This window comes from Winogradskyella wandonensis (assembly GCF_004346845.1).
In the GTDB taxonomy this organism is placed as follows: domain Bacteria; phylum Bacteroidota; class Bacteroidia; order Flavobacteriales; family Flavobacteriaceae; genus Winogradskyella; species Winogradskyella wandonensis.
In genome coordinates this window covers 469,257-491,153 of the sequence record NZ_SMGI01000001.1, presented here as the reverse complement: position 1 = coordinate 491,153, position 21,897 = coordinate 469,257, and the positions used below count along the sequence as shown (strand labels likewise).

24 protein-coding genes and 1 riboswitch are annotated in these 21,897 nt (G+C 34.5%); of the genes, 14 read left to right on the top strand and 10 right to left on the bottom strand.

The window, feature by feature from the left end; genetic code table 11:
• Positions 1 to 22: 22 nt before the first annotated feature.
• Positions 23 to 1,897 (bottom strand): TonB-dependent receptor plug domain-containing protein, encoded by a 1,875-nt coding sequence (locus tag DFQ05_RS02235; RefSeq protein ID WP_132703146.1) that lies wholly within the window; start codon positions 1,895 to 1,897, stop codon positions 23 to 25.
• 64 nt (positions 1,898 to 1,961) lie between these two features.
• Positions 1,962 to 2,166: riboswitch (cobalamin riboswitch) on the bottom strand.
• Positions 2,167 to 2,220: 54 nt separating this feature from the next.
• Here DFQ05_RS02235 and DFQ05_RS02230 point away from each other — a divergent pair.
• The 12 genes from DFQ05_RS02230 (at position 2,221) to DFQ05_RS02175 (ending at position 11,067) form a co-directional block, all read left to right on the top strand.
• Entirely contained in the window at positions 2,221 to 3,387 is a 1,167-nt protein-coding gene (locus DFQ05_RS02230; RefSeq protein WP_132703144.1) for an ABC transporter substrate-binding protein, read from the top strand.
• A complete protein-coding gene (locus DFQ05_RS02225; protein WP_132703142.1) occupies positions 3,377 to 4,405 on the top strand; it encodes a FecCD family ABC transporter permease in 1,029 nt (342 codons plus the stop codon). The genes DFQ05_RS02230 and DFQ05_RS02225 overlap by 11 nt, the downstream gene beginning before the upstream one ends.
• A 2-nt stretch (positions 4,406 to 4,407) precedes the next feature.
• The gene (locus DFQ05_RS02220; RefSeq protein WP_132703140.1) at positions 4,408 to 5,202 is read left to right on the top strand and encodes an ABC transporter ATP-binding protein; all 795 of its coding nucleotides are present in this window, start codon (positions 4,408 to 4,410) and stop codon (positions 5,200 to 5,202) included.
• 57 nt (positions 5,203 to 5,259) lie between these two features.
• Positions 5,260 to 6,582 (top strand): DNA recombination protein RmuC, encoded by a 1,323-nt coding sequence (locus tag DFQ05_RS02215; protein WP_132703138.1) that lies wholly within the window; start codon positions 5,260 to 5,262, stop codon positions 6,580 to 6,582.
• On the top strand, positions 6,575 to 6,841 hold the full coding sequence (locus tag DFQ05_RS02210) for a hypothetical protein (protein WP_132703136.1): 267 nt from the start codon (positions 6,575 to 6,577) through the stop codon (positions 6,839 to 6,841). Before DFQ05_RS02215 ends, DFQ05_RS02210 begins: the two co-directional genes overlap by 8 nt.
• Positions 6,842 to 6,940: 99 nt before the next feature.
• Positions 6,941 to 7,555, top strand: coding sequence for an HMG-box domain-containing protein (locus DFQ05_RS02205; RefSeq protein WP_132703134.1), 615 nt, complete (start codon positions 6,941 to 6,943; stop codon positions 7,553 to 7,555).
• Between the two features lie 6 nt (positions 7,556 to 7,561).
• The gene (locus DFQ05_RS02200) at positions 7,562 to 8,278 is read left to right on the top strand and encodes a DUF3307 domain-containing protein (protein WP_338419693.1); all 717 of its coding nucleotides are present in this window, start codon (positions 7,562 to 7,564) and stop codon (positions 8,276 to 8,278) included.
• Entirely contained in the window at positions 8,271 to 8,807 is a 537-nt protein-coding gene (locus DFQ05_RS02195) for an acyl-CoA thioesterase (protein WP_132703132.1), read from the top strand. The genes DFQ05_RS02200 and DFQ05_RS02195 overlap by 8 nt, the downstream gene beginning before the upstream one ends.
• Positions 8,808 to 8,860: 53 nt before the next feature.
• A complete protein-coding gene (locus DFQ05_RS02190) occupies positions 8,861 to 9,244 on the top strand; it encodes an OB-fold protein (RefSeq protein WP_132703130.1) in 384 nt (127 codons plus the stop codon).
• Entirely contained in the window at positions 9,244 to 10,095 is an 852-nt protein-coding gene (locus DFQ05_RS02185) for a DUF5777 family beta-barrel protein (RefSeq protein ID WP_132703128.1), read from the top strand. Before DFQ05_RS02190 ends, DFQ05_RS02185 begins: the two co-directional genes overlap by 1 nt.
• A gap of 12 nt (positions 10,096 to 10,107) precedes the next feature.
• Positions 10,108 to 10,479 carry a c-type cytochrome gene (locus DFQ05_RS02180; RefSeq protein ID WP_132703126.1) on the top strand — a complete coding sequence of 124 codons (372 nt, stop codon included), beginning with the start codon at positions 10,108 to 10,110 and terminating at the stop codon, positions 10,477 to 10,479.
• A gap of 39 nt (positions 10,480 to 10,518) precedes the next feature.
• On the top strand, positions 10,519 to 11,067 hold the full coding sequence (locus DFQ05_RS02175; RefSeq protein WP_132703124.1) for a YceI family protein: 549 nt from the start codon (positions 10,519 to 10,521) through the stop codon (positions 11,065 to 11,067).
• 73 nt (positions 11,068 to 11,140) lie between these two features.
• Here DFQ05_RS02175 and DFQ05_RS02170 read toward each other — a convergent pair whose 3' ends face one another.
• The 4 genes from DFQ05_RS02170 to rpmH all read right to left on the bottom strand — a co-directional run bounded on the left by DFQ05_RS02170 (position 11,141) and on the right by rpmH (position 15,653).
• Entirely contained in the window at positions 11,141 to 11,929 is a 789-nt protein-coding gene (locus DFQ05_RS02170; protein ID WP_132703122.1) for a T9SS type A sorting domain-containing protein, read from the bottom strand.
• Positions 11,930 to 11,936: 7 nt separating this feature from the next.
• Positions 11,937 to 12,464, bottom strand: coding sequence for an ankyrin repeat domain-containing protein (locus DFQ05_RS02165; RefSeq protein WP_132703120.1), 528 nt, complete (start codon positions 12,462 to 12,464; stop codon positions 11,937 to 11,939).
• Between the two features lie 70 nt (positions 12,465 to 12,534).
• The gene (gene carB / locus DFQ05_RS02160; RefSeq protein WP_132703118.1) at positions 12,535 to 15,390 is read right to left on the bottom strand and encodes a carbamoyl-phosphate synthase large subunit; all 2,856 of its coding nucleotides are present in this window, start codon (positions 15,388 to 15,390) and stop codon (positions 12,535 to 12,537) included.
• Between the two features lie 101 nt (positions 15,391 to 15,491).
• Positions 15,492 to 15,653 carry a 50S ribosomal protein L34 gene (rpmH, locus tag DFQ05_RS02155; protein ID WP_073086019.1) on the bottom strand — a complete coding sequence of 54 codons (162 nt, stop codon included), beginning with the start codon at positions 15,651 to 15,653 and terminating at the stop codon, positions 15,492 to 15,494.
• A 158-nt stretch (positions 15,654 to 15,811) separates the two neighbouring features.
• Between rpmH and DFQ05_RS02150 the strand changes: the two genes are divergently transcribed.
• Positions 15,812 to 16,390, top strand: a complete 579-nt coding sequence (locus DFQ05_RS02150) for a tetratricopeptide repeat protein (protein ID WP_132703116.1) — start codon at positions 15,812 to 15,814, stop codon at positions 16,388 to 16,390.
• Between the two features lie 17 nt (positions 16,391 to 16,407).
• Here the strand turns inward: DFQ05_RS02150 and cls are convergent, their stop codons facing one another.
• The 3 genes from cls to DFQ05_RS02135 are packed head-to-tail and all read right to left on the bottom strand — an operon-like array spanning position 16,408 to position 19,510.
• Entirely contained in the window at positions 16,408 to 17,856 is a 1,449-nt protein-coding gene (gene cls / locus DFQ05_RS02145; RefSeq protein ID WP_132703114.1) for a cardiolipin synthase, read from the bottom strand.
• 9 nt (positions 17,857 to 17,865) lie between these two features.
• Positions 17,866 to 18,798, bottom strand: a complete 933-nt coding sequence (locus tag DFQ05_RS02140; RefSeq protein ID WP_132703112.1) for a lytic transglycosylase domain-containing protein — start codon at positions 18,796 to 18,798, stop codon at positions 17,866 to 17,868.
• 43 nt (positions 18,799 to 18,841) lie between these two features.
• Positions 18,842 to 19,510 (bottom strand): alpha/beta hydrolase family protein, encoded by a 669-nt coding sequence (locus DFQ05_RS02135; RefSeq protein ID WP_132703110.1) that lies wholly within the window; start codon positions 19,508 to 19,510, stop codon positions 18,842 to 18,844.
• A gap of 173 nt (positions 19,511 to 19,683) precedes the next feature.
• On the opposite strand from DFQ05_RS02135, the gene DFQ05_RS02130 reads away from it, so the two are divergent.
• Entirely contained in the window at positions 19,684 to 19,980 is a 297-nt protein-coding gene (locus DFQ05_RS02130; RefSeq protein WP_132703108.1) for an N-acetyltransferase, read from the top strand.
• A 66-nt stretch (positions 19,981 to 20,046) separates the two neighbouring features.
• Here DFQ05_RS02130 and DFQ05_RS02125 read toward each other — a convergent pair whose 3' ends face one another.
• Together DFQ05_RS02125 and mtaB are read right to left on the bottom strand one after the other, a co-directional pair.
• Entirely contained in the window at positions 20,047 to 20,529 is a 483-nt protein-coding gene (locus DFQ05_RS02125; RefSeq protein ID WP_132703106.1) for a hypothetical protein, read from the bottom strand.
• Positions 20,530 to 20,564: 35 nt separating this feature from the next.
• Complete coding sequence (gene mtaB / locus DFQ05_RS02120) at positions 20,565 to 21,884, bottom strand: tRNA (N(6)-L-threonylcarbamoyladenosine(37)-C(2))-methylthiotransferase MtaB (RefSeq protein ID WP_132703104.1); 1,320 nt, start codon at positions 21,882 to 21,884, stop codon at positions 20,565 to 20,567.
• Positions 21,885 to 21,897: the final 13 nt, after the last annotated feature.

Below are 21,897 nucleotides of genomic sequence, written 5' to 3'. Positions count from 1 at the left end.
TAATCCCCCATTTTACAAGTAACTAAAACTTGAGGTTAAAACCAAGGTTGATATTTCTACCTTGTGTGGCATAACCTAAAATTTCAAAATAATCCTCGTTAAATAGATTGTTGACGCTTGCAAAAAACTTCAACTTATTGTTTTCTAGAAGCTTGTGACTAAAGTATAAGTTTATCAGAGAATACGCTTCTAAATCTACAGTAGTAAAGGTTGAAAAGTCTGTATCCTGTCTTTTTCCTACATATTGATAATCAAGAGACATATATGTTTTAAACGAAAAATCGTAACCTAAACTCGCATTAGCACGGTGCTTTGGTAAACGAATGCGTATGCCGTCTTTTAACTCTGTAAAGGTATAGTTAGCAGAGATGGACAAATCTTTAACCAAATTAACTTCAGCTTCGACCTCAACACCTCTTACAATTGCATCTGATGCAGCATTTTCATAACCACTACTACCAAAAATAATTGTGTTTTCTTCTTCTCTATTGAAATAAACTGCATTTACTCTAAAGCCTTTCTTAGTATTATATTCAAGACCTGCCTCTATAGTTGTATTCTCTTCTGGTTCTAAATTTGGGTTTGGACCAAAGAAACCAAATAGCTGTGATAAATTTGGCGCAATAAATGACGTCGCGTAAGACCCAAATACTTTTGCGTAACCTTCATTTACTTCAATTTTATATGAAGGATTGATATTATACACGAACTGAGAACCATATTCGCTATGGTTATTTAATCGTCCACCTACGTTAAGCGTTAAGTCTATGTCAGTAATCCAAACCACATTTACGTAAGGGTCTGTCGTTGTAAAACTCTCTTCTTCTGCGAATCTACTTTTATAATCGCCATAGTTAAGACCAACTATAGTGTAAATATTCTCATTGAAGGTGTACTTATTAAACGCATCCACGACAAAGCTCTCGCCTTCGTTAATAGTAGTTGAGAAAGGCATAATTGTTTCACGTTCAATATCCGTGTATGCGGCATTTATCTGAAAACTACCATTGTTGTAAGAGAATTTTGGAGCAATCCCTACACGCTTTTGCTCAGAATTGAATCTATCATCCGTATCAGCAATAGTAAAATTTGGTGGTGGAAAACCATCGATATCCGTTTTAAATCTATCTATACTTCCATAAGCTGTTAAGCTAAACTTATCTGAAAACTCATAGCCTAACTTAAGATTTACATTATATCTAGAAAACGGGTCTGCTTCAGGGTTATCTGATTTTGCAGCTGACAAACCTTCAGAAAATTGATTCCCAAAACTCGCTACATAACTAAAGTCCTCTACAGTTCCGTTTACAGAAATAGTGTTAGTAAACGCTTCTACACGATAATCGTCCTCATCTTGCGATTGATTAGTCCCAACCACACTAGAAAAGTTTGCAGAGATTGCTTTTTTTGAAGACTTCCTAGTTGTGATATTAATTACTGCTGTAGCTGCAGAATTACCATAAAGTGTACTTGCTGCACCCTTAACAATCTCAATGGTTTCTATTGTATTAAGGTCTAATAAACGTAAATCAAATTCGTTATTTGGTAAAGATGGGTCGTTTATCTGTACACCATCAATAAGAACCAATACCTGTCTGTTATTACCACCTCGAACAAAGTAGCCTAAGTTTTGCCCTGCTACACTGCGTGTTCCGTTAATTTCCATACCACTCTTGGTATTAATCAACTGCGCAATTGTACGTCCTTGATTACGCTCAATCTCTTCTCTAGAAATTTTAATAACCGTTTTACCAGAATTTTCACGCTTTATGGCAAAACGTGTATCTGTAACTACCACTTCATCTAACTTTTCAACCTGAGTAGAATCTTGTGCTTGCACAACAATAGTGCTCAGTAAACCCATAGCGAGTATACAAAAAACCTTAAGTTTTTTCATTTTAAATTTTAATTGCCCGAGAACATACAGCGAACTATACGTAAACTTTTATCCCGAAAGTTTTACTTCTATGTTGAAATTGGCAGGTCTCCTGACTTACGTCTTGTTGTTTGTCTTCCCATAATGACGTTTACAATCATTACAGTGACTTTGAAGGTAACAACAAGCTTGTAGCTTACAGTTGCGGGAACAGCTCTGGAATTACACCAGATTCCCTTTTAATCGTATTTGAAAATATTCAAATTCGAACCAGATTTCGGTGCGAAATTAAACAATTACTTTAATCTACATACTATAACTTAAATAATTCTTAGTTTTGATTTATGAAGAAGATTAAACCTAAATGGAAAGCCCTGTTTTACACTTTAATGGTTTTCTGCTTGCTCTCATGTAAAAATGAAACCAAAATAGAGCAACTTCCTGGTTCTGAAGTAAAACAACTTCAACTCAAGTATGCTGAAGGATTTTCTGTGTCAGAATATAATGACTATAAAGTCATCACCGTTTCGAAACCTTGGCCAAAATCTGAAAAAACCTATACCTATTTGGTAGCATCTAAAGACGCTTTATCTAAAATGACGTTTCCAAAAGATGCCTACGATGGCGTAATCGTTAATCCGATTGAAAATATCGTCGTAACATCTACGACGCACATTCCTTCTTTAGAACTCCTTGGCGTTGAAGAAAAGCTTGTGGGTTTTCCTGGAACAGATTATATCTCTTCAGAAAAAACAAGACAACGAATAGACAAAGGACTTGTTAGAGAGTTGGGAAAAAATGAAGGCATTAATACCGAAGTGCTTCTAGAAATAGACCCTAATCTTGTTGTAGGCTTTGGAATTGATGGCGCAAACAAAACCTTTGAGACCATTAAGAAAGCAAATATCCCGGTGATTTATCATGGCGGCTGGGTAGAATCTTCTGCTTTAGGTAAAGCCGAATGGATTAAGTTCTTTGGGGTATTATTCAATAAAGAAAAGGAAGCCGATTCTATTTTTAATAAAATTGAGAAAGACTATCAAGAAGCCAAAACATTGGCTAAAAATGCAACCTCAAAACCAAGTGTATTAAGTGGTGCCATGACTAAAGATGTTTGGCATTTACCAAACGGTGATAGTCCTGAAGCTCAGTTTTTAAAAGATGCTAATGTTAATTATCTATGGAATGACAGTAGTGGAAACGGAAGCTTATATTTAAGTTTTGAGGCTGTTTTAGATAAAGCTAAAGATGCGGATATTTGGTTAAGTCCATCATATTACAGGAGTTTAAAACAAATGAAAGATGCCAATCCGCTTTACACAAATTTTGATGCTTTCAAAAGTGGAGAAGTCTACAGCTTTACTAATTCCATTGGTACAACAGGTGGAAATTTGTATTACGAACTTGGAGCCGCTCGCCCAGATTTAATTCTAAAAGATATTATAAAGATTACACATCCAGAACTTTTAGCAGATTACAAACCTTACTTTTTTAAGAAATTTGAAGACTAGCAAAACATACAAACTTCAATTTTTATTGCTATTCGTAATTTTAGCTTTATGCTTCTTTACGAACATTAGTCTAGGTTCTGTAAGCATCCCTTTTAAAAGTATTTTTGGAAGCTTATTTGGTTCCATAGAAAATTCTACCTGGGAAGTTATCATTACAAATTTTAGACTACCAAAAGCTATTACAGCCATTTTGGTTGGCTCTGGTTTAGGGATTTCGGGTCTGCTAATGCAAACCTTATTCAGAAATCCTTTGGCTGGACCTTTTGTTTTAGGTATCAGTTCTGGTGCAAGTTTAGGAGTGGCCTTAGTGATACTTGGGTCTGGTCTCTTTGGTGGAGCTTTTGCCATTGCCTTAGCTAGCAAATGGAGTATTGTCATTGCAGCAAGTTTGGGGAGTTTTTTGGTTTTAATGTCTGTCTTAGCCGTTTCGCATAGCGTGAGAGATACCATGGCAATTTTAATCATAGGGCTCATGTTTGGAAGTATTACGGCCGCGGTGGTTAGCGTTCTCTCCTATTTTAGTTCTGCCGAACAATTGCAACAATACATTTTTTGGGGTTTTGGAAGTTTGAGTAACTTATCTTGGAATGAACTCTTGATTTTTTCAGGAATTTATTTTGTGGGATTAGTTCTAAGTATTGCTTCAATTAAAGGCTTAAATAGTCTTTTGCTAGGCGATAACTACGCCAAAAGCTTAGGTATTAACTTAAAGAAAAATCGATTTATTATTATCATAGCTACAAGTTTAATTGCTGGTACAATTACAGCTTTCGCTGGCCCAATAGCCTTTATTGGTTTGGCCATTCCGCATCTAACACGACAAATTTTTACGACTTCTAATCATAAGATTCTATTACCAGCTGTTTGTCTATTTGGAGCCATAGTTATGCTTATTTGCGATAGCGTAGCGCAATTACCAGGTAGTGATTATATATTGCCTATTAATGCCATCACAGCGTTAGTTGGTGCGCCTGTAGTAATTTGGTTATTGGTAAGACAACGAAAAATGATGTTTTAATTTTGAAAACCGAAAGCAAACATATCATCTTAAAGGCAGAGCAGCTTTCTATTGGTTACAAAACCAAAAGGAAAGATGTGGTTATCGCTTCAGATATTAATTTTGATTTAGAAAAAGGTCAATTGATTGGTTTGGTAGGTGAGAATGGTATAGGAAAATCAACCTTATTAAGAACATTAATAAAAGTTCAGCCTGAATTATCAGGAAGCATTTCTCTAAACAATCAAGACTTAAAGCAAACCTCTGCTCACCAACTCGCTACACAACTAAGCATCGTACTTACAGAACAGCTAACCTCCAAAAATCTTTCAGTTTTTGAGCTTGTTGCACTCGGTCGTCATCCATACACCAATTGGATTGGTAATTTAACTGAGATTGATTTTGAGAAAATAAACCAAGCTTTAGACTTAGTTGGCGTTACTGATTTAAAAGAAAAAAAATGCTTTGAGTTGAGCGATGGGCAGCTTCAAAAAGTAATGATAGCTCGTGCTTTAGCTCAAGATACAGACCTCATTATTCTAGATGAGCCAACGACGCATCTCGACATGTATCATAAAGCGTATATTCTAAAACTGCTGAAAAGATTAACCCAGGACACAGGCAAAACGATTCTGTTCTCTTCTCACGAGATTAATTTGGCGATTCAGTTATGCGATACGATGATTGTAATGACCAAAGAAGTAACAGTTACCGACCAACCTTGCCATTTGATTGAAAAAGGCGTTTTCTATTCGCTTTTTCCTGAAGACATGATTGCTTTTGACAGTAAGACAGGAAGTTTTAGAGTTACTAAATAGTTTTCTGTTTCTATTTCAACATTAAAATTTATCTTTGATAAAACTCACATTTAAAACATGAACGACACGCTTATTCTTCTTATTTCTATTATAGTTTCTGCAGCAATTGGCGGATATATTGGACTTAAATTCGCACAGCTAAAAAGCAAAAGTGATAAAAGTACTTTGGAAGAGCGTCAGCTTCAACTTAGTAATTCTATCGCAGATTTAAAACAAACCATCGATAAAGTAGAAAGTGAGCGTGAAGAGATTCGTCGTGAAAAAGAGTTTCTGAGTACCGAGTTATCGCGTCGTAATACCGAGATGGAAAATCTCCAACAACAAAACTTAAAGCGAGATGAAGAATTAGCCAAGCAGCAAGAGCAACTACGTAAAGATTTTGAGTTAATGGCGCAAAAAATTCTTGATGAAAAGTCAGAGAAATTCACAAATCAGAATAAAGAAAACATTAAAAATATCCTTAATCCGCTTGAAGAGAAAATAAAAACCTTTGAGAAAAAGGTAGAAGATTCTCAAAAAGAAAGTATAAGTATGCACTCGGCTTTAAAAGAGCAATTACTTGGTTTAAAAGACCTCAACCAACAAATGGCCAAAGAAGCGACCAACCTTACCAAAGCACTTAAAGGCGATAGTAAAACGCAAGGTAATTGGGGTGAGTTGGTGTTGGAGCGCGTCTTAGAAAAATCTGGTTTAGAAAAAGACCGCGAATATTTTGTTCAGCAAAACTTTCAGCGAGAAGATGGTTCTCGTGTTATGCCAGATGTTGTGTTACACCTTCCAGACTCTAAGAAAATGATTATCGATTCCAAAGTCTCTTTGGTAGATTACGAGCGTATGGTTAATGCTGACGATGATGAACGAGCGGTCTATCTAAAAGCACATGTTAATTCTATAAAAAAGCATGTAGACCAACTTTCGGCAAAAAATTATCAAGATTTATACGATATAGAATCGCCTGATTTTGTACTGATGTTTATTCCGATAGAGCCTGCTTTCGCTGTAGCCATTAACGAAGATAACACACTGTACAATAAAGCTTTTGAACAAAACATTGTTATAGTTACGCCTTCTACACTTTTAGCGACACTTCGTACTATCGATACGATGTGGAATAACGAAAAACAGCAACAAAATGCCATTGAAATAGCCCGACAAGCTGGCGCTTTATATGATAAGTTTGAAGGCTTAGTAACCGATTTAACTGGTGTAGGCAAAAAAATAGACGCTGCTAAAAGCGACTACGCTTCTGCCATGAATAAATTGGTTGAAGGCAAAGGTAATCTGATTTCGCGTGTAGAAAATATTAAGAAAATGGGGGCAAAAGCTAAGAAGTCATTGCCGGAAGCTATTATAAAACGAGCTGAAGAGGATTTTGAATAAGAAACTTATAAATACCATTTACAAGTGGACACTCCGTTTTTATTATATGCGTGTTCTATTATTAGGGATTGCTGCGATTTGCTTCTCGATTATTCTTATGATATCAGATTATAAAATTTCAGAAAGAGAAGACCTTAATCTTTTTATCACGATAATAAGTTTTGTATTAGGTGCTATTTTTTTGCTTATTGGTCTATTTCAAAAGGTTGAAACCGAATATGGCATAAGAAACAATTGGCACAAAAAAGATATTGATTAAATATTCCATATAAAAGGCATAATTAATAATATTCCATAATTAAGGCATAAATTATATTATTCCATAAAAAAGGCATATATTTGAAAAAATATCGAATATATGACAAGTGTAATCACAGGAGATATTATTAAATCACGCAAAGCTATAAACCAAGATTTATGGTTAAAACCATTGAAGTCTGCTTTAGAAAACAAATCTTCAGATTCTAAATTCTATGATATTTATAGAGGAGATAGTTTTCAATTAGATTTTCCTAAGGTTGAAGAGAGCTTTAGTACTGCCGTTTATATCAAAGCATGTATTAAATCTCTAAAAGGCCTAGATGTTCGTATGTCTATTGGTATTGGGAATAAAGACTATGAAGGTAATTCCGTGGCTGAATCTAACGGAGAAGCGTTTGTCTTTTCCGGAGAGACCTTTGAAACCTTAAAAAAGGAAAAACAAAATTTAAAAATAAAGACAAATGACTTCGGTTTAGACAAGGAGCTTAATTTATATTTCAAACTAGCCTTAATCGCTATGGATAATTGGACTACAAATTCAGCAGAAATTGTAAAACTTAGTTTAGAGAATCCTCAGATGATTCAATCTGAATTAGCTAAATTAGTAGGTATTAGTCAAGATGCGGTAAGTAAACGGCAAAAACGTGCTTATCTAGACGAAATAAAAGAATTGGATAGTATGTTTAGACAAAAAGTTTCAAATTTAAAATAGCCCTAAATGATGACACTTCTCCTATTAAAACTCATACTCGCTCACCTTATTGGCGATTTCTTTCTTCAACCACAACAATGGGTAAAACACAAAGAGAAACATCAACTAAAATCTAAATGGCTTTACGTGCATATCCTAATTCATGTTGCCTTAATGTTTGTTTTAGTTTGGGACTTATCATTATGGCCTATGATAGTATTGGTCGGGGTAATTCATTACGTCATTGATGGTGCTAAGCTTTTACTTCAAAATAAGAAGAACAAGCGCTTATTATTCTTTGTAGATCAGCTATTGCATGTATTAACTATTCTATTGATTGTTCCTCTTTTTCTGGAAGACACGCTTACGTTTAACATCGTTAATACAGGCAACTTACTCTTATTGGTTTGCGTACTGTTTTTAATTCAGCCTACATCAATTATTATGAAAACTATTTTTTCAAAATGGGATATAAATAAAATCACAAAAGGCAACGAGTCGCTAAAAGATGCGGGTAAATACATTGGCATACTCGAAAGGCTTCTTGTTTTTATATTCATCGTTGTTGGTCGATGGGAAGCTGTTGGCTTTTTAATTACTGCTAAATCAGTTTTTCGGTTTGGAGATTTAACGGCTTCTAAAGAACGAAAACTAACGGAATACATACTCATTGGTACTTTGATAAGTTTTGGAATCGCTATTTTAATAGGATTACTTTATCTAAACCTTCAGTCTTATGTTTAAATCTGTAAAATCCTCTAGAATAGAGATTTCGCAATTGATGTTGCCATCTAACACCAATTTTGGAGGAAAAATTCACGGTGGCTACATACTTAGCTTAATGGACCAAATTGCTTTTAGTTGTGCTTCTAAGCATTCGCAATCGTATTGTGTAACAGCTTCGGTTGACAAGGTGAATTTTTTGAATCCTATTGAAGTTGGCGAATTAGTTACCATGAAGGCATCCGTTAACTATGTTGGTAACTCATCTATGGTTGTTGGTATTAGAGTTGAATCTGAAAATATTAGAACCGGCAAAAAGAAACATTGCAATTCGTCTTATTTTACCATGGTCGCTGTTGATGAAAGCGGAAAAACCGTAGAAGTACCAGGATTAAAAATTACTAATGAAGAAGAATTAAAACGCTTTTTAAAGGCAATTAAGCGTAACGAAGCAAATAAAATGCGAAAACTAGAGTTTTCTGAGGAAAACTTTTCGGTTGAAGATTATAAAGAATCGCTTAAATCCTATAGAGTAGATATTGAACTATAGTCCTTAATTGAATATTTTTCATAACTTTATATCAGACTGTATTTCAATTTAATATGAAAAAAAAGACGCTTCTCATTGTTATTATTCTTCTCCTAATTGCTGCTGTTTTTGGTTATAATTACGTTTATCAAGACCATAGAGATATAAGTACTGAATCTGCAGCCTACACCTTAAATGCCGAAGATTTAATAGCAGAATTTGCCACCGATACAGAAATCGCACAATCAAAATATCTTAATAAAACTATACTTATTAATGGTGAAATAACTGCACAGCGAAATAGCAGTGTGACGCTTAATAACTCAATCTTTTGTAGCTTGCTTGAACAAAACCCTATATCGGAGAAAAGAAAAATTTCTGTTAAAGGACGATTTATCGGTTACGACGACTTACTGGAAGAAATTAAACTCGATCAATGCACCATAACTACTAACTAATGAAAAAATCAATTTCTTTATTACTACTCTTATTTTCTATTTCGCTGTTTGCACAAGATGATTTGCTCGACGAAATAGACCAAGAATCACCTGAAGATAATTACGCTACTGCTACGTTTAAGGGACTCAAGATTGTAAACTTTGAATCAACTAAACTGACAGCAAAAAAAGAATTTACATTTGTTGTTGCGCACCGTTTTGGTACTGTTAAAAATGGATTTGAAAGTTTTTTTGGTCTTGACGATGCTGTGACTCGACTTAACTTTATTTATGGTGTTAATGATTGGCTAAATGTTAGTGTTTCACGAAGTTCCTTTCAAAAAATATATGAAGGTGCTTTAAAATATAGATTGGTAAAGCAAAAAGAAGGTGGCTCACCATTTACTATTGTTGGGTATAATTCATTTTTAATAAACACGGCTTTAGACGAAGCAAATCTGCCTAAATTAGAGTTTGAAAATCGTTTGGGATACGCTACTCAGCTTTTAATTGCCCGAAAGTTTAATAAAAATTTATCCTTACAATTGGCACCCACTATATTCCATGATAATTATGTTATTGATAACAATCAAGATAATACGCAATATGCTCTAGGACTTGGAGGAAGATATAAATTAACAAAGAGATGGTCTCTTAATATGGATTATGGATGGCACCTTAACCGTTCTGACACATCACCATATAAAAATCCATTATCTATTGGCGTGGACTTAGAAACTGGCGGACATGTATTCCAAATGCATTTTACAAATGCTCAAGGCATGAACACCAATACATTTCTAGGTCAAGGAACTGGAGATTGGGGTGATGGTGATTTTTTCTTTGGATTTAATTTAAGTCGTGTATTTTAAAAAAAAATGAAGATGAAAAATTATAAATACATATTAGCAACATTATTAATTTCTGTAATGCTTAGTTGTACTAATGTTAGCGAGGAAGATTTAATTGATAATACACCGCCACCAGTGTTGGTTAGCTTTCAAGATGATATAAAACCTATTTTCGATAATAACTGCGTGACTTGTCATGGTGATACACCACAAAACTTCGGAGCACAGACATCATTGAGAAATCATGGCGAAATAGTTTTTGGAATAGAAAATAATAATCTCGTCAATCGTATTTCTGCACAGCCAGGTGAAGCTGGAGCTATGCCATTAACTGGTGTCAGACTTCCACAAAATCTAATTGATTTAATCATTCAGTGGCAAGAAGAAGGATTGTTAGATAACTAAAATGGAATAGTTATTGAATAATACTAAAAAAATTGAACTATGAAACGTTTACTTATTCTATTTACTCTATTGACATCAATAGGCATTTTTGCTCAAAGTAAATACCTTACTAAAACAGGTAAGGTTACTTTTGAAGCCTCAGTCCCATCTTTTGAAGAAGTAAAAGCTACAAACAAAAATACTACTGCTATAATAAATACAGAGAATGGAGAGTTTGCAGCCTTAGTTTTGGTTAAAGGTTTCCGTTTTAAGAATGCTCTAATGGAAGAACATTTTAACGAAAACTATGCAGAATCAGACGACTACCCTAAAGCTACTTTTAAAGGCACAATCGCTAATTTTTCTATGGATGAATTATCTGCATCTAATATAAAAAGCTACTCAGGCTCTATAACATTCCATGGAAAGACAAAAACATTGGATAATGAGTCACTTAATATTAAAAAACAAACAGACGGAAGCCTTTTAATTAAAGGGGAATTAAAACTAAATGTGGCTGATTTTGACATCGAAATCCCAAAAATAGTCAGTAATAAGTTATCAAGTGAAGTTAATGTCTCTTATGAATTTGTATTAAACAAAAAATAGAAACCACAAGTACTATAAAAAACAAAAAGACCAGCAAAAAGCTGGTCTTTTTATGTATATAAAACTCTTAATTCTATTGTTTAACAAATCTTTTTGTTTGTGTTGCCTCATCACTAGACAATTTAACTAAATAAACGCCTCTCCTCCAATTGGAAGCGTCTATAGAATTATTATCTTTTGTTAAATGTCCTCTATAAATTTGCTTTCCTAATACGTCATAAACTTCTAAGTTATAAGCTCTACTCGAGTTGTAGTTGATACCAACATTTAAATCTCTATTGCTTGGATTGGGAGAAATTACGAATCGTGCTGGGTTTAGTTGGAAATCTTCGTTACTTAGGACGGTATTAACTATTGTACCACTTCTTCCCGAAGTTCCGCTTGGGTGGAATGTAAAATCCGCATTTCCCCCTTTAGCCCATATTACAGTAAAAGAACTAACAGAGTCGGGAAAGACAAAATCTGCTGAATCCCCTGTATTTCTTGCCCTAGAAGCAACTACCGTTCTCGCTGAGCCATTTACGGTATTAGAAGAAATTGACCATGGATTATTTGTTCCATCTGGCTGCGGTTGACTAAAGCCTCCCGTTTGTTGTCTATCAGACACTATTCCATTAGCATAGAAAATCACGTCATCTCCACTAAATTGCCCCATACCACTTCCTTGACTATATGCGTCATTTGTTGGTGAAACGGCAAAGCCAACCGACGACGGGCCAATCATAGTTACAGTTACAGTAGAACTAGTAATGTCAAATTGGACTGAAAAATCTGAAGCCAGCATGACCTCTCCTGTTGTCCAGCTCTGGGAAAACCCAAAACTAGATATTATTAAAAAAAGAAATAGAGTAATTTTTTTCATAGTAATTTTATTGAAGATTTAGTAGTGTATTTAATTTTTCGTCGTTATGACTAATGGCATAATCCAAAGGTGATTTATTAACATTATTCTTAATAGAAAAGTCCGCCTTAGCTTTTACTAATTTTTCAATAATCGAATAGTTCTTAAAAAGCACTGCATAATGAGCAGCAGTTACACCTTGCTCGTCAGTAATGTTAGGGTCTACATTATTTTCTAATAATACATCGACAATATTATCGTATCCTTTTACTGTTGCAGCCATAAGCGGGGAACCGTAAGACGTTTTATCATTTAAGGTTTTAACTTTATCTACCAAAAATTCAACAATGTCCTCGTGTCCATAATAACAAGACAATACCAAGGGTGTGTATCCAGACTCATCCTCAATGTTTATAGTGTTAGGATTAATAGTGTAGAGCCTTTTAACTATATCAAGATTGCCTTGTCTACAAGCATCATAGATGTTTTGTTGAGCAAAAGACAACATAGTTAGAGGCAAAATAGCAATAATAAAAAAGAGTAGGACTTTTTTCATAACTCTTAAATTCCTTTACAAGTTATAAAAAAAACAAATACCCTACTCCTCTCTAAATCAAAAAATTACATTATTTACTCAAATACATCTTTCGTCTTGAGTACAAATCGTAGAATTCGTCGTCTTTTAAACTATCTATAAATAAGATGCTTTCTCCTGTACTCTTCATTTCTGGCCCGAGCTTTTTATTCACATTTGGGAATTTATTAAAGGAGAACACAGGCTGCTTTATAGCATAACCATCCAGCTGAGGGTTAAAGTTAAAATCTGTTACTTTTTTCTCTCCCAACATTACCTTAGTTGCATAATTAACATAGGGCTCTTTGTATGCTTTGGCGATAAATGGCACTGTACGAGATGCTCTAGGATTTGCCTCGATTATATATACCATATCGTCTTTAATGGCAAACTGAATATTGATTAAACCAACCGTATTTAAAGCTCTAGCTATAGTATGCGTGTGGTCTATTATCTGTTGCATTACCAAATCCCCAAGGTTAAAAGCTGGCAACGTAGCGTTACTGTCTCCAGAGTGGATTCCACAAGGTTCTATATGCTCCATAATACCAATTATGTACACATTGCCATCGGCGTCACATATAGCATCTGCTTCAGCCTCAATAGCGCCGTCTAAATAATGGTCTAGAAGTAATTTATTATTCGGTATTTTATTTAGTAAATCAACGACATGCTCTTCGAGCTCTTGCTTATTAATTACAATTTTCATGCCTTGCCCTCCAAGAACATACGAAGGCCGTACAAGTATTGGAAAATTGAGTTTGTCCGCTACGGCTAAAGCTTCATCTGCTGTTTCTGCAGTATCAAATTCTGGATATGGAATATTATTGTCTTTTAATAAGGTTGAAAAACTTCCACGGTCTTCAGCAACATCCAAAGCTTTGTATGTTGTTCCCATAATTTTCACGCCATAGCGCTCTAGCTTTTCAGCAAGTTTTAAAGCGGTTTGTCCGCCTAATTGTACAATGACACCTTCTGGTTTTTCATGCTGAATGATATCGTAAATATGCTCCCAAAACACCGGCTCAAAGTAGAGCTTATCTGCGATATCGAAATCTGTAGAAACGGTTTCGGGATTACAATTAATCATGATGGTTTCATAACCACACTCTGCCGCCGCTAAGACACCATGTACACAACAATAATCAAATTCAATACCTTGTCCGATTCGATTAGGACCAGAGCCTAAAACAATGATTTTCTTTTTATCCGTAACAATACTCTCGTTTGCGACGGTTACTGTTCCGTCTGGATATTCGACCTCACTTTCAAAAGTTGAATAATAATAAGGTGTCTGTGCTTTAAATTCTGCCGCACAAGTATCTACAAGTTTGTAGACTCGATTAATTTTCAACTCCTTTCTTTTATTATAAACTTGACTTTCTAGACAATCAAGCATATGCGCTATTTGCCTATCACCGTACCCTTTTTGTTTGGCCTCGAGCAATAATTCTCTATCTATGGTCTCGATACTATACTTTGATATCTCTTTTTGTAACTGAAATAATTCTTCATATTGTTTCAGGTACCACATATCAATTTTGGTAATATCATAGATTCTGCTTAATGGGATTCCCATTGCAATAGCATCGTATATAACAAAAACGCGGTCCCAACTTGCATACCTTAATTTCTCTATAATGGTATCGTAATCTTTATAACCTTTTCCATCAGCACCTAAGCCGTTTCTCTTAATCTCTAGTGATTGTGTGGCTTTGTGTAATGCCTCTTGGAACGAACGTCCGATACCCATTACTTCACCTACAGCTTTCATTTGAAGACCTAAAGTCCTATCTGAGCCTTCAAACTTATCAAAATTCCATCTAGGGATTTTTACAATAACGTAGTCTAATGTCGGCTCGAAAAGCGCAGATGTAGATTTAGTAATTTGGTTATCTAATTCATCTAGTGTGTATCCCAATGCCAACTTGGCTGCAATTTTTGCGATGGGATACCCTGTTGCTTTACTAGCTAATGCAGAAGAGCGCGATACACGTGGATTAATCTCAATAGCAATAATATCTTCTTGGTCGTCTGGACTTACAGCAAACTGTACATTACATCCACCTGCAAAATCACCAATACTACGCATCATGTGTATTGCCATATCACGCATTTTTTGCTGCGTTTTGTCGGATAAGGTCATAGCTGGCGCAACAGTTATAGAATCGCCAGTATGGATACCCATGGGATCCATATTTTCTATAGTACAGATAATAACAACATTATCGTTTTTATCTCTTAGCAACTCCAACTCATACTCTTTCCATCCAAGAAGCGCTTTGTCTATCATAACCTCATGAATTGGAGAAATCTCTAATCCTCTTGTCAAAGACTCATCAAACTCTTTCTCATCATAGACAATAGATGCACCTGCACCGCCTAATGTAAAAGAGGCTCTAATACATAAAGGAAAACCAAATTCTTGCGCGATTTCTTTTCCTTTTAAGAAAGACGTCGCGGTAGCTTGTGGTGCCATGCCAACACCAATTTCGGTCATTAGTTCTCTAAATTTCTCGCGGTCTTCTGTAATGTTAATAGCATCAATGTCAACACCTATGATGTTGACCCCAAAGTCCTTCCAAATACCTTTTTCGTCTGCTTCAATACATAAATTTAAAGCCGTTTGCCCACCCATAGTTGGTAGCACCGTATCGATTTGTGGATGCTCCTTTAAAATTTTGATAATGGATTTTGTTGTCAATGGCAACAAATAAACGTGGTCTGCCATTGATGGATCGGTCATAATCGTTGCTGGATTGGAATTGATAAGAATGGTCTCTATACCATCTTCACGTAATGAGCGTAAAGCTTGAGAACCAGAATAATCGAATTCGCAGGCTTGCCCAATGATAATCGGACCAGAACCTATAAGTAAAATGGATTTAATGTCTTTGTTTTTTGGCATGATGCTTTTTTAAGTTGAGTTACAAAAATAATTATCGGTTGGGTACAAAAAAAGGCGTTACACCTAAGTAACGCCTTTAAAATATTAACAATTGTTAATCATTATTTTTTATGTCTTAATTCTGAAGATACAGATAATCTTTTTCTTCCTTTAGCGCGACGACGTGCTAAGACTTTTCTACCATTAGCAGAAGCCATTCTTTCTCTGAAACCATGTTTGTTTCTTCTCTTTCTTTTTGACGGTTGAAACGTTCTTTTCGGCATGTCTTATATTTTTAAAATCTTAATTGTAAAACTAAATTGGATATCCTTCCAAAACTGCGTGCAAATATACAACAAGTTTTTACTTTACCAAGTCTTAAATTAAAATAATTTTTAATTGTTTTTCTTAACTTTGCCAACCGAAAATCACTATAGAAAATATGTTTAATAAAAATATAAAACTTGTTATTACAGCCTTAATTATTGGCTACGCTATATATCAATTTACAGAAGGATATATCGGAAACGGTATCATGTACATTTTACTTTCTTTGATATTTGTATTTCTTTACTTTAAGAATGAAATGATTCTACTTGCTTTTTTAAGGTTAAGGAAGCAAGATTTTGAAGGTGCCAAAAAATGGTTAGATAAAATTAAGAATCCAGAAGGTGCTTTAGTTAAAAAACAACAAGGCTATCTTAATTATCTTAATGGTGTTATGGTTTCTCAGACCAACATGAATGAAGCCGAAAAATATTTTAAAAAAGCAATAAATCTCGGTTTATCCATGGACCATGATTTGGCCATGGCAAAATTAAATTTAGCTGGTATTGCATTTAGTAAACGAAGAAAGCAAGAGGCACAGAAACTATTAGCCGAAGCTCAAAAACTAGATAAACGAAATATGCTAGCAGACCAAATAAAGATGATGAAACAGCAAATGAAAAAAGCTGCAATTCCACGTCAGCAATACGGTCAACCAACATCTTCTAGGCAGAATAGACGTAGTAGACGATAGTAATTTTTTGTTCTTGTTTACAATAAAGGCGCCATAAGATTCGCAATAGCTTCGAGAGCCTTTGTGCGTTTGTTTCTATTCTTCCAAACATCTAACACCATCTTTTCTGAAGATTCTATGTCATCGAAAAACATATCTTCTAAATTTTTGGAAATCGTTTCGTCATAGAAAAGCGCATTAACTTCAAAATTTATATTGAAGCTTCGGTAATCCATGTTAGTTGTTCCGATGGTTGAAAAAACACCATCTATTACCATTGTTTTAGCATGAATAAATCCTTTAGTATATCTGTAAACTTCAATCTTTGCCTCAAGAAGTCTTTCTAAATAAGAATTAGTAGCATACTCGGCAACCCAAGAATCTGAGTCTTTCGGAACCAAAATCTTTACCTTAACATTGCTCCTTGCTGCCACCTGTAAGGCCGTAACAATTTCGTCATTTGGAATAAAATATGGCGTAGTAATGTAGATATAGTCTGAAGCATTTGTAATAGCCGAAAAAATAGCTTCCATTATGTTTGACCAATCTGTGTCTGGCCCACTTGCTGTAATCTGCACAGGTGTATCTCCTTTTTTGTCAATACTCGGAAAATAATCTTCGGAAACTTTTAAATCTTTTTCTGTTACAAAATCCCACGTTGTAAAAAACAGAATTTGAAGCTGGTTTACCGCTTCGCCCTCGATTCTGCAATGTGTATCTCTAAAATATGCTGTATTGTTAGAGTTTAGATAATTATCAGCAATATTAATTCCACCGACATAACCTATTTTACCATCAATAACCACAATTTTTCTATGGTCTCTGTAATTCATCTTTCCCGTAGATTTAGAGAAAAGTACTGGCATAAACTTATAAACCTCAACACCACTTTCTTTAAGCTTGGCTATTGATTTATTAGAAACGTCGCTTCCTACATCGTCCATTATTAACTTAACCTGTAAACCTTCCTTTGCTTTCTTACAGAGAATGTTTAGAAACTTAGTGCCAAACTCATCATCTTTTACAATAAAATATTCTAAATGGATGTGGTGCTCTGCATCTTCAATATCCTTGATAAGTAAATTAAACTTCATATCACCATCCTTGATAACAGTAACTTTGTTATTTACTGTTAACTTGGAGTTTTCGCTATTATAGATAAGAGGAATTAATTTCGATTTTTCTTTTAAACGCTCTTCGATATCATCAACTATATGCGCATCTATATCTGTATTATCTTGAATTGCCTTGACTACAGATTGATTAAGAATCTTTTTTCGATTGAAAATTTTTGATTTTCTATACTCTTGCCCAAACAAGTAGTACACCAAAAACCCAAGAAACGGCACTAATAATAGCGCTATGATATAGCTTAAAGTTTTGGTTGGGTTTATCCTTTTAAAAAGAATGGTAATTACAGCCGAAACGGCAATCGTGTAATTAAGAATAATAAGAATTTCCCAAATATGGTTTTTTATAAAGTCCAAGAGCTACTATTAAGGATTATATATGCCTTCTTTAGGAATCTCTATTTCGTAAACTTTTCTAAACTTATTATTTAAATGCGGTTCGCGTAGCCAGGGATTATGTATTTTTAAGATTTTGTAATTAATACCAAATTTTTCGGCAAATTTTGTAAAATCGGTAACAGCGGTATCTACCTTTACTTTTGTCGTTGGAACATAGCTATACAAATCGTCTTGGCTAAAATTAAAACCGTACTTCTCTGGGTTATTTAAAATCTCCTTTAGCGCTACGATTCTAAACATATATCTACCTGTTTCTTCGCCTAAGAGTAAGTCGTAGTAATCGCCTACGTTTTGCTCTTTTAATTTATTTGCTATACCTGCCATGCCTGCATTATAAGAAGCCGCAGCTAAGGTCCAACTGCCAAATTTCTTTTTGGCTTCGTTTAAGTATTTGCATGCTACTTTAGTTGCTTTTTCTAAATGATAACGCTCATCCACGTTATTATTAATTTCTAAACCATTTTCGCGACCAGTCGCTTTCATTATTTGCCAAAATCCTCTTGCACCAGCGGGAGATACTGCATTTGTTAAACCACTTTCTATTACCGATAGGTATTTAAAATCTTCAGGAATTCCGTTTTCTTTTAAAATAGGTTCGATAATTGGAAAATACTTTTGTGCTCTTTTAAACATTAATAGTCCGTTAGACTGCCAATAGGTATTTACAAGCAACTCTCTGTCCATTCGCTCATAAATATCTGGATTACCTAAGGGCATCGGCTCTCCAGCAAAATTTAAATCCGAAGGCACTTCTAAGGCATATACATTATAACCTGCTTTAATTTCTTTCGTTGTATTTTCTACTTGCGAGGTTTCTGGTCCTTTTTGCATCGCGAAAATCAGCACGCTTGATATGATAATTAGACCAACTATAGACAGGATATTCTTTAGGATTTTCATAATATTTGCTTTTTTCTAAATGTATTAAATAAACCTATGATTGTCAAGGTGTTTCTAAAATAAGTTTTGGTAAATTTTCGTTAAACCACTTATACTTATTTATTATCATAATATGGGTTCCGCCTTTGATAACAATACAGTCTTCCGAACAGGTATGAGGAAAAACCAAATCCTTGTCGCCATGGATATAAATTGCAGAATCGTTTGGCTCTTCTTGATCCCAACACACCACTTGCTCTATGGCCCAATCTAAATACTTTTTATCGTTGACTGATAAGTATTTCTTATAAAGTTCTACTCGTTTTTTAATAGTCTCTCCAAAGGCATATTTTGCCAGCATATCAATATTGCTGACTAATTGTGTAGGTAATAACTTATAAGCCTTAGTAAATTTTAAAAGTTTCATACGTTTAGGCAAATCGTGATGAGACTTTACACTAGATACTACGAATAATTTTCTTAGCGACATATATTTACTCATTTCCTGAACTAAAATACCGCCAAAAGACACACCAAGAAGTACTATGTTAGTATGCTTTATTTCTTCAATCATGCGCTTAGCATAAGACTCGAGACTCTCATTTGTATTTGGTATTTTCCATTCTAGCCAATGTATTTCGAATTGTTCCTCGGGCAATTTAATATATTCAAAAATAGAAGGATTGGCTGCCATTCCTGGCATTAAATAAACGTGTGTCTTTTTGTCCTCCATTTTATCAGCTTTTACTTATAAATAACAGTGTCTAAACTAGTGAAATAAGCTCCTAACCAGCGTTTTAAAAGTAAAAACAGTTAAGTTTCCTAGATTTTTTGTACATTTGCACAAATCTATTGAAAAAATAGAATCTACTCTAGCCAACCGCTAATTTAAAATACAAAAAGATTATGACAGAGACTGCCGAGTTAATTGACAATGAATTTTTACGTCAATTTGAATTAAAGGTTGAAAACGAAATGGCTGTTATAGAATATTCGTTACAAGAACGTAAGATATTCTTAACAAAAATGATTATCCCAGAAGCTATTAGAACAAAAGAGTTTGAATTAGAGTTTATCGATTTAGTTTTTAGTAATATTAAAGAGCGAAATATTAGTTTAGTTCCTACAAGTCCTGATATCGCTAAATTTGTAAAAGCTAATAGAAAATACAAGCGAATGCTGCCTGTAGGTATTCGTATATAATTAAAAGTTTAAATAAATACAAAAGCCGTAATTTGTTAAATTACGGCTTTTGTATTTAATAGAGAATTACCGCCTTATATAGACAAGGATTAAGTCCTTTCTTTCTATAACTTGAGTAAAGTCTGAATTATAGACTTTAATGTAGTTTTTAAATGTTCTACTTAAACTATCTTCTTTTATTATGTAAGAGTCACCTATATCAAGTACTAATTTATTGTCAATGAGTTTAAATGAATTAGAAAAACCAAGACTGCCTTTGGTACACACTTCAGTCACTAAGTAGCCGTTTTCGCCTTTTGATATTTTAATATTTGGATTAAAAGTGTTTGTGGCACCAATGGTATTATTAGCTTTTACCGTAAGAACTTCAGAATTGTTGCAAGTTGTAATATCTAGCAAATTAGTGCTCTGTTTATTATTATTAACAAGTGTAGATTCAGAACCGACAGACCAGCTTTTTAACGTCCACTCGCCTAAAATATCATTATTAGTTTGAGCGCAGGTGGCAACTACTACAAACAAGATACAAGCCGCGAAGGTTCTATTCATACAAAGACAAAGCAATTAATTAATCCCCAGTAAAACTAGCTAATAAATTGGAAACGCACCAAACCATCGTCATCTATTTTTGTGAGATGAACATTTTGCAGTGTATTTACTAATTCTGGATTCCACGGCGCTTTTACTTTAACATAATTTTCTGTAAATCCATGAATGTAACCTTCTTTATTTTCGCCTTCAAAAAGTACTGTATGTGTGGTGTCTATTTGGCTTTCGTAGAAGGCACGACGTTTTTTAGCAGATAAACCTCTTAACATTTTACTACGTTTTGCTCTAATGTGTTTTGGCACAACGCCTTCAAATTCTGCTGCTTCGGTATTGTCCCTTTCAGAATAGGTAAACACATGAAGATAAGAGATATCTAATTCGGTAAGATAATTGTAAGTTTCTAGAAATAAATCGTCAGTTTCACCAGGAAATCCAACAATAACATCGACACCGATGCAAGCATTGGGCATTACTTCTTTAATTTTTGCAACACGGTCTGTGTATAACTCACGCATGTAGCGACGCTTCATTTTTTTTAGAAGAATGTTACTCCCACTTTGAAGCGGCACATGAAAGTGAGGTACAAAAGCTCTGGATTCAGACACCAACTCAATCGTTTCATTCTTTAGTAAATTGGGTTCTATTGAAGATATTCTAAGTCGTTCTATACCACTTACCTTGTCTAGCTCTGTTACTAGGTCTAAAAATGTATGTTCGTGTTTTTTGTTACCAAATTCGCCTTTACCATAATCTCCAATATTTACACCCGTTAAAACGATTTCTTTAATACCTTGCTCTGAAATTTCTTTAGCATTTCTAAGAACATTTTCCATGGTATCACTTCTAGAAATACCACGCGCTAGAGGAATAGTACAGTATGTACATTTATAGTCGCAACCATCTTGAACTTTTAAGAAAGCTCTTGTCCTATCGCCGATAGAATAACTCCCAACATAAAAATCGGCTTCTTCAATCTCGCAAGAATGTACTTCACCAAAATCATTCTTGGATAAATCATTGATATAATCTGTTATCTTAAATTTCTCTGTAGCCCCAAGAACCAAGTCAACTCCGTCTACCTCTGCTAATTCTTCGGGTTTTAACTGTGCATAGCAACCTACTGCTGCAACAAAAGCGTCTGGATTAGCATTCTGAGCTTGCTTTACAATGGTTTTAAAACGCTTATCAGCATTTTCGGTTACCGAGCAGGTATTGATTACATAGATATCCGCCTTTTCCTTAAAATCTACACGATCAAAACCTTCGTCATTAAAGTTTCTCGCTATTGTCGAAGTTTCAGAAAAATTAAGCTTACAACCTAGAGTGTAAAATGCGACTTTTTTTCTAGCGTCCATTCTTGTACTTTTA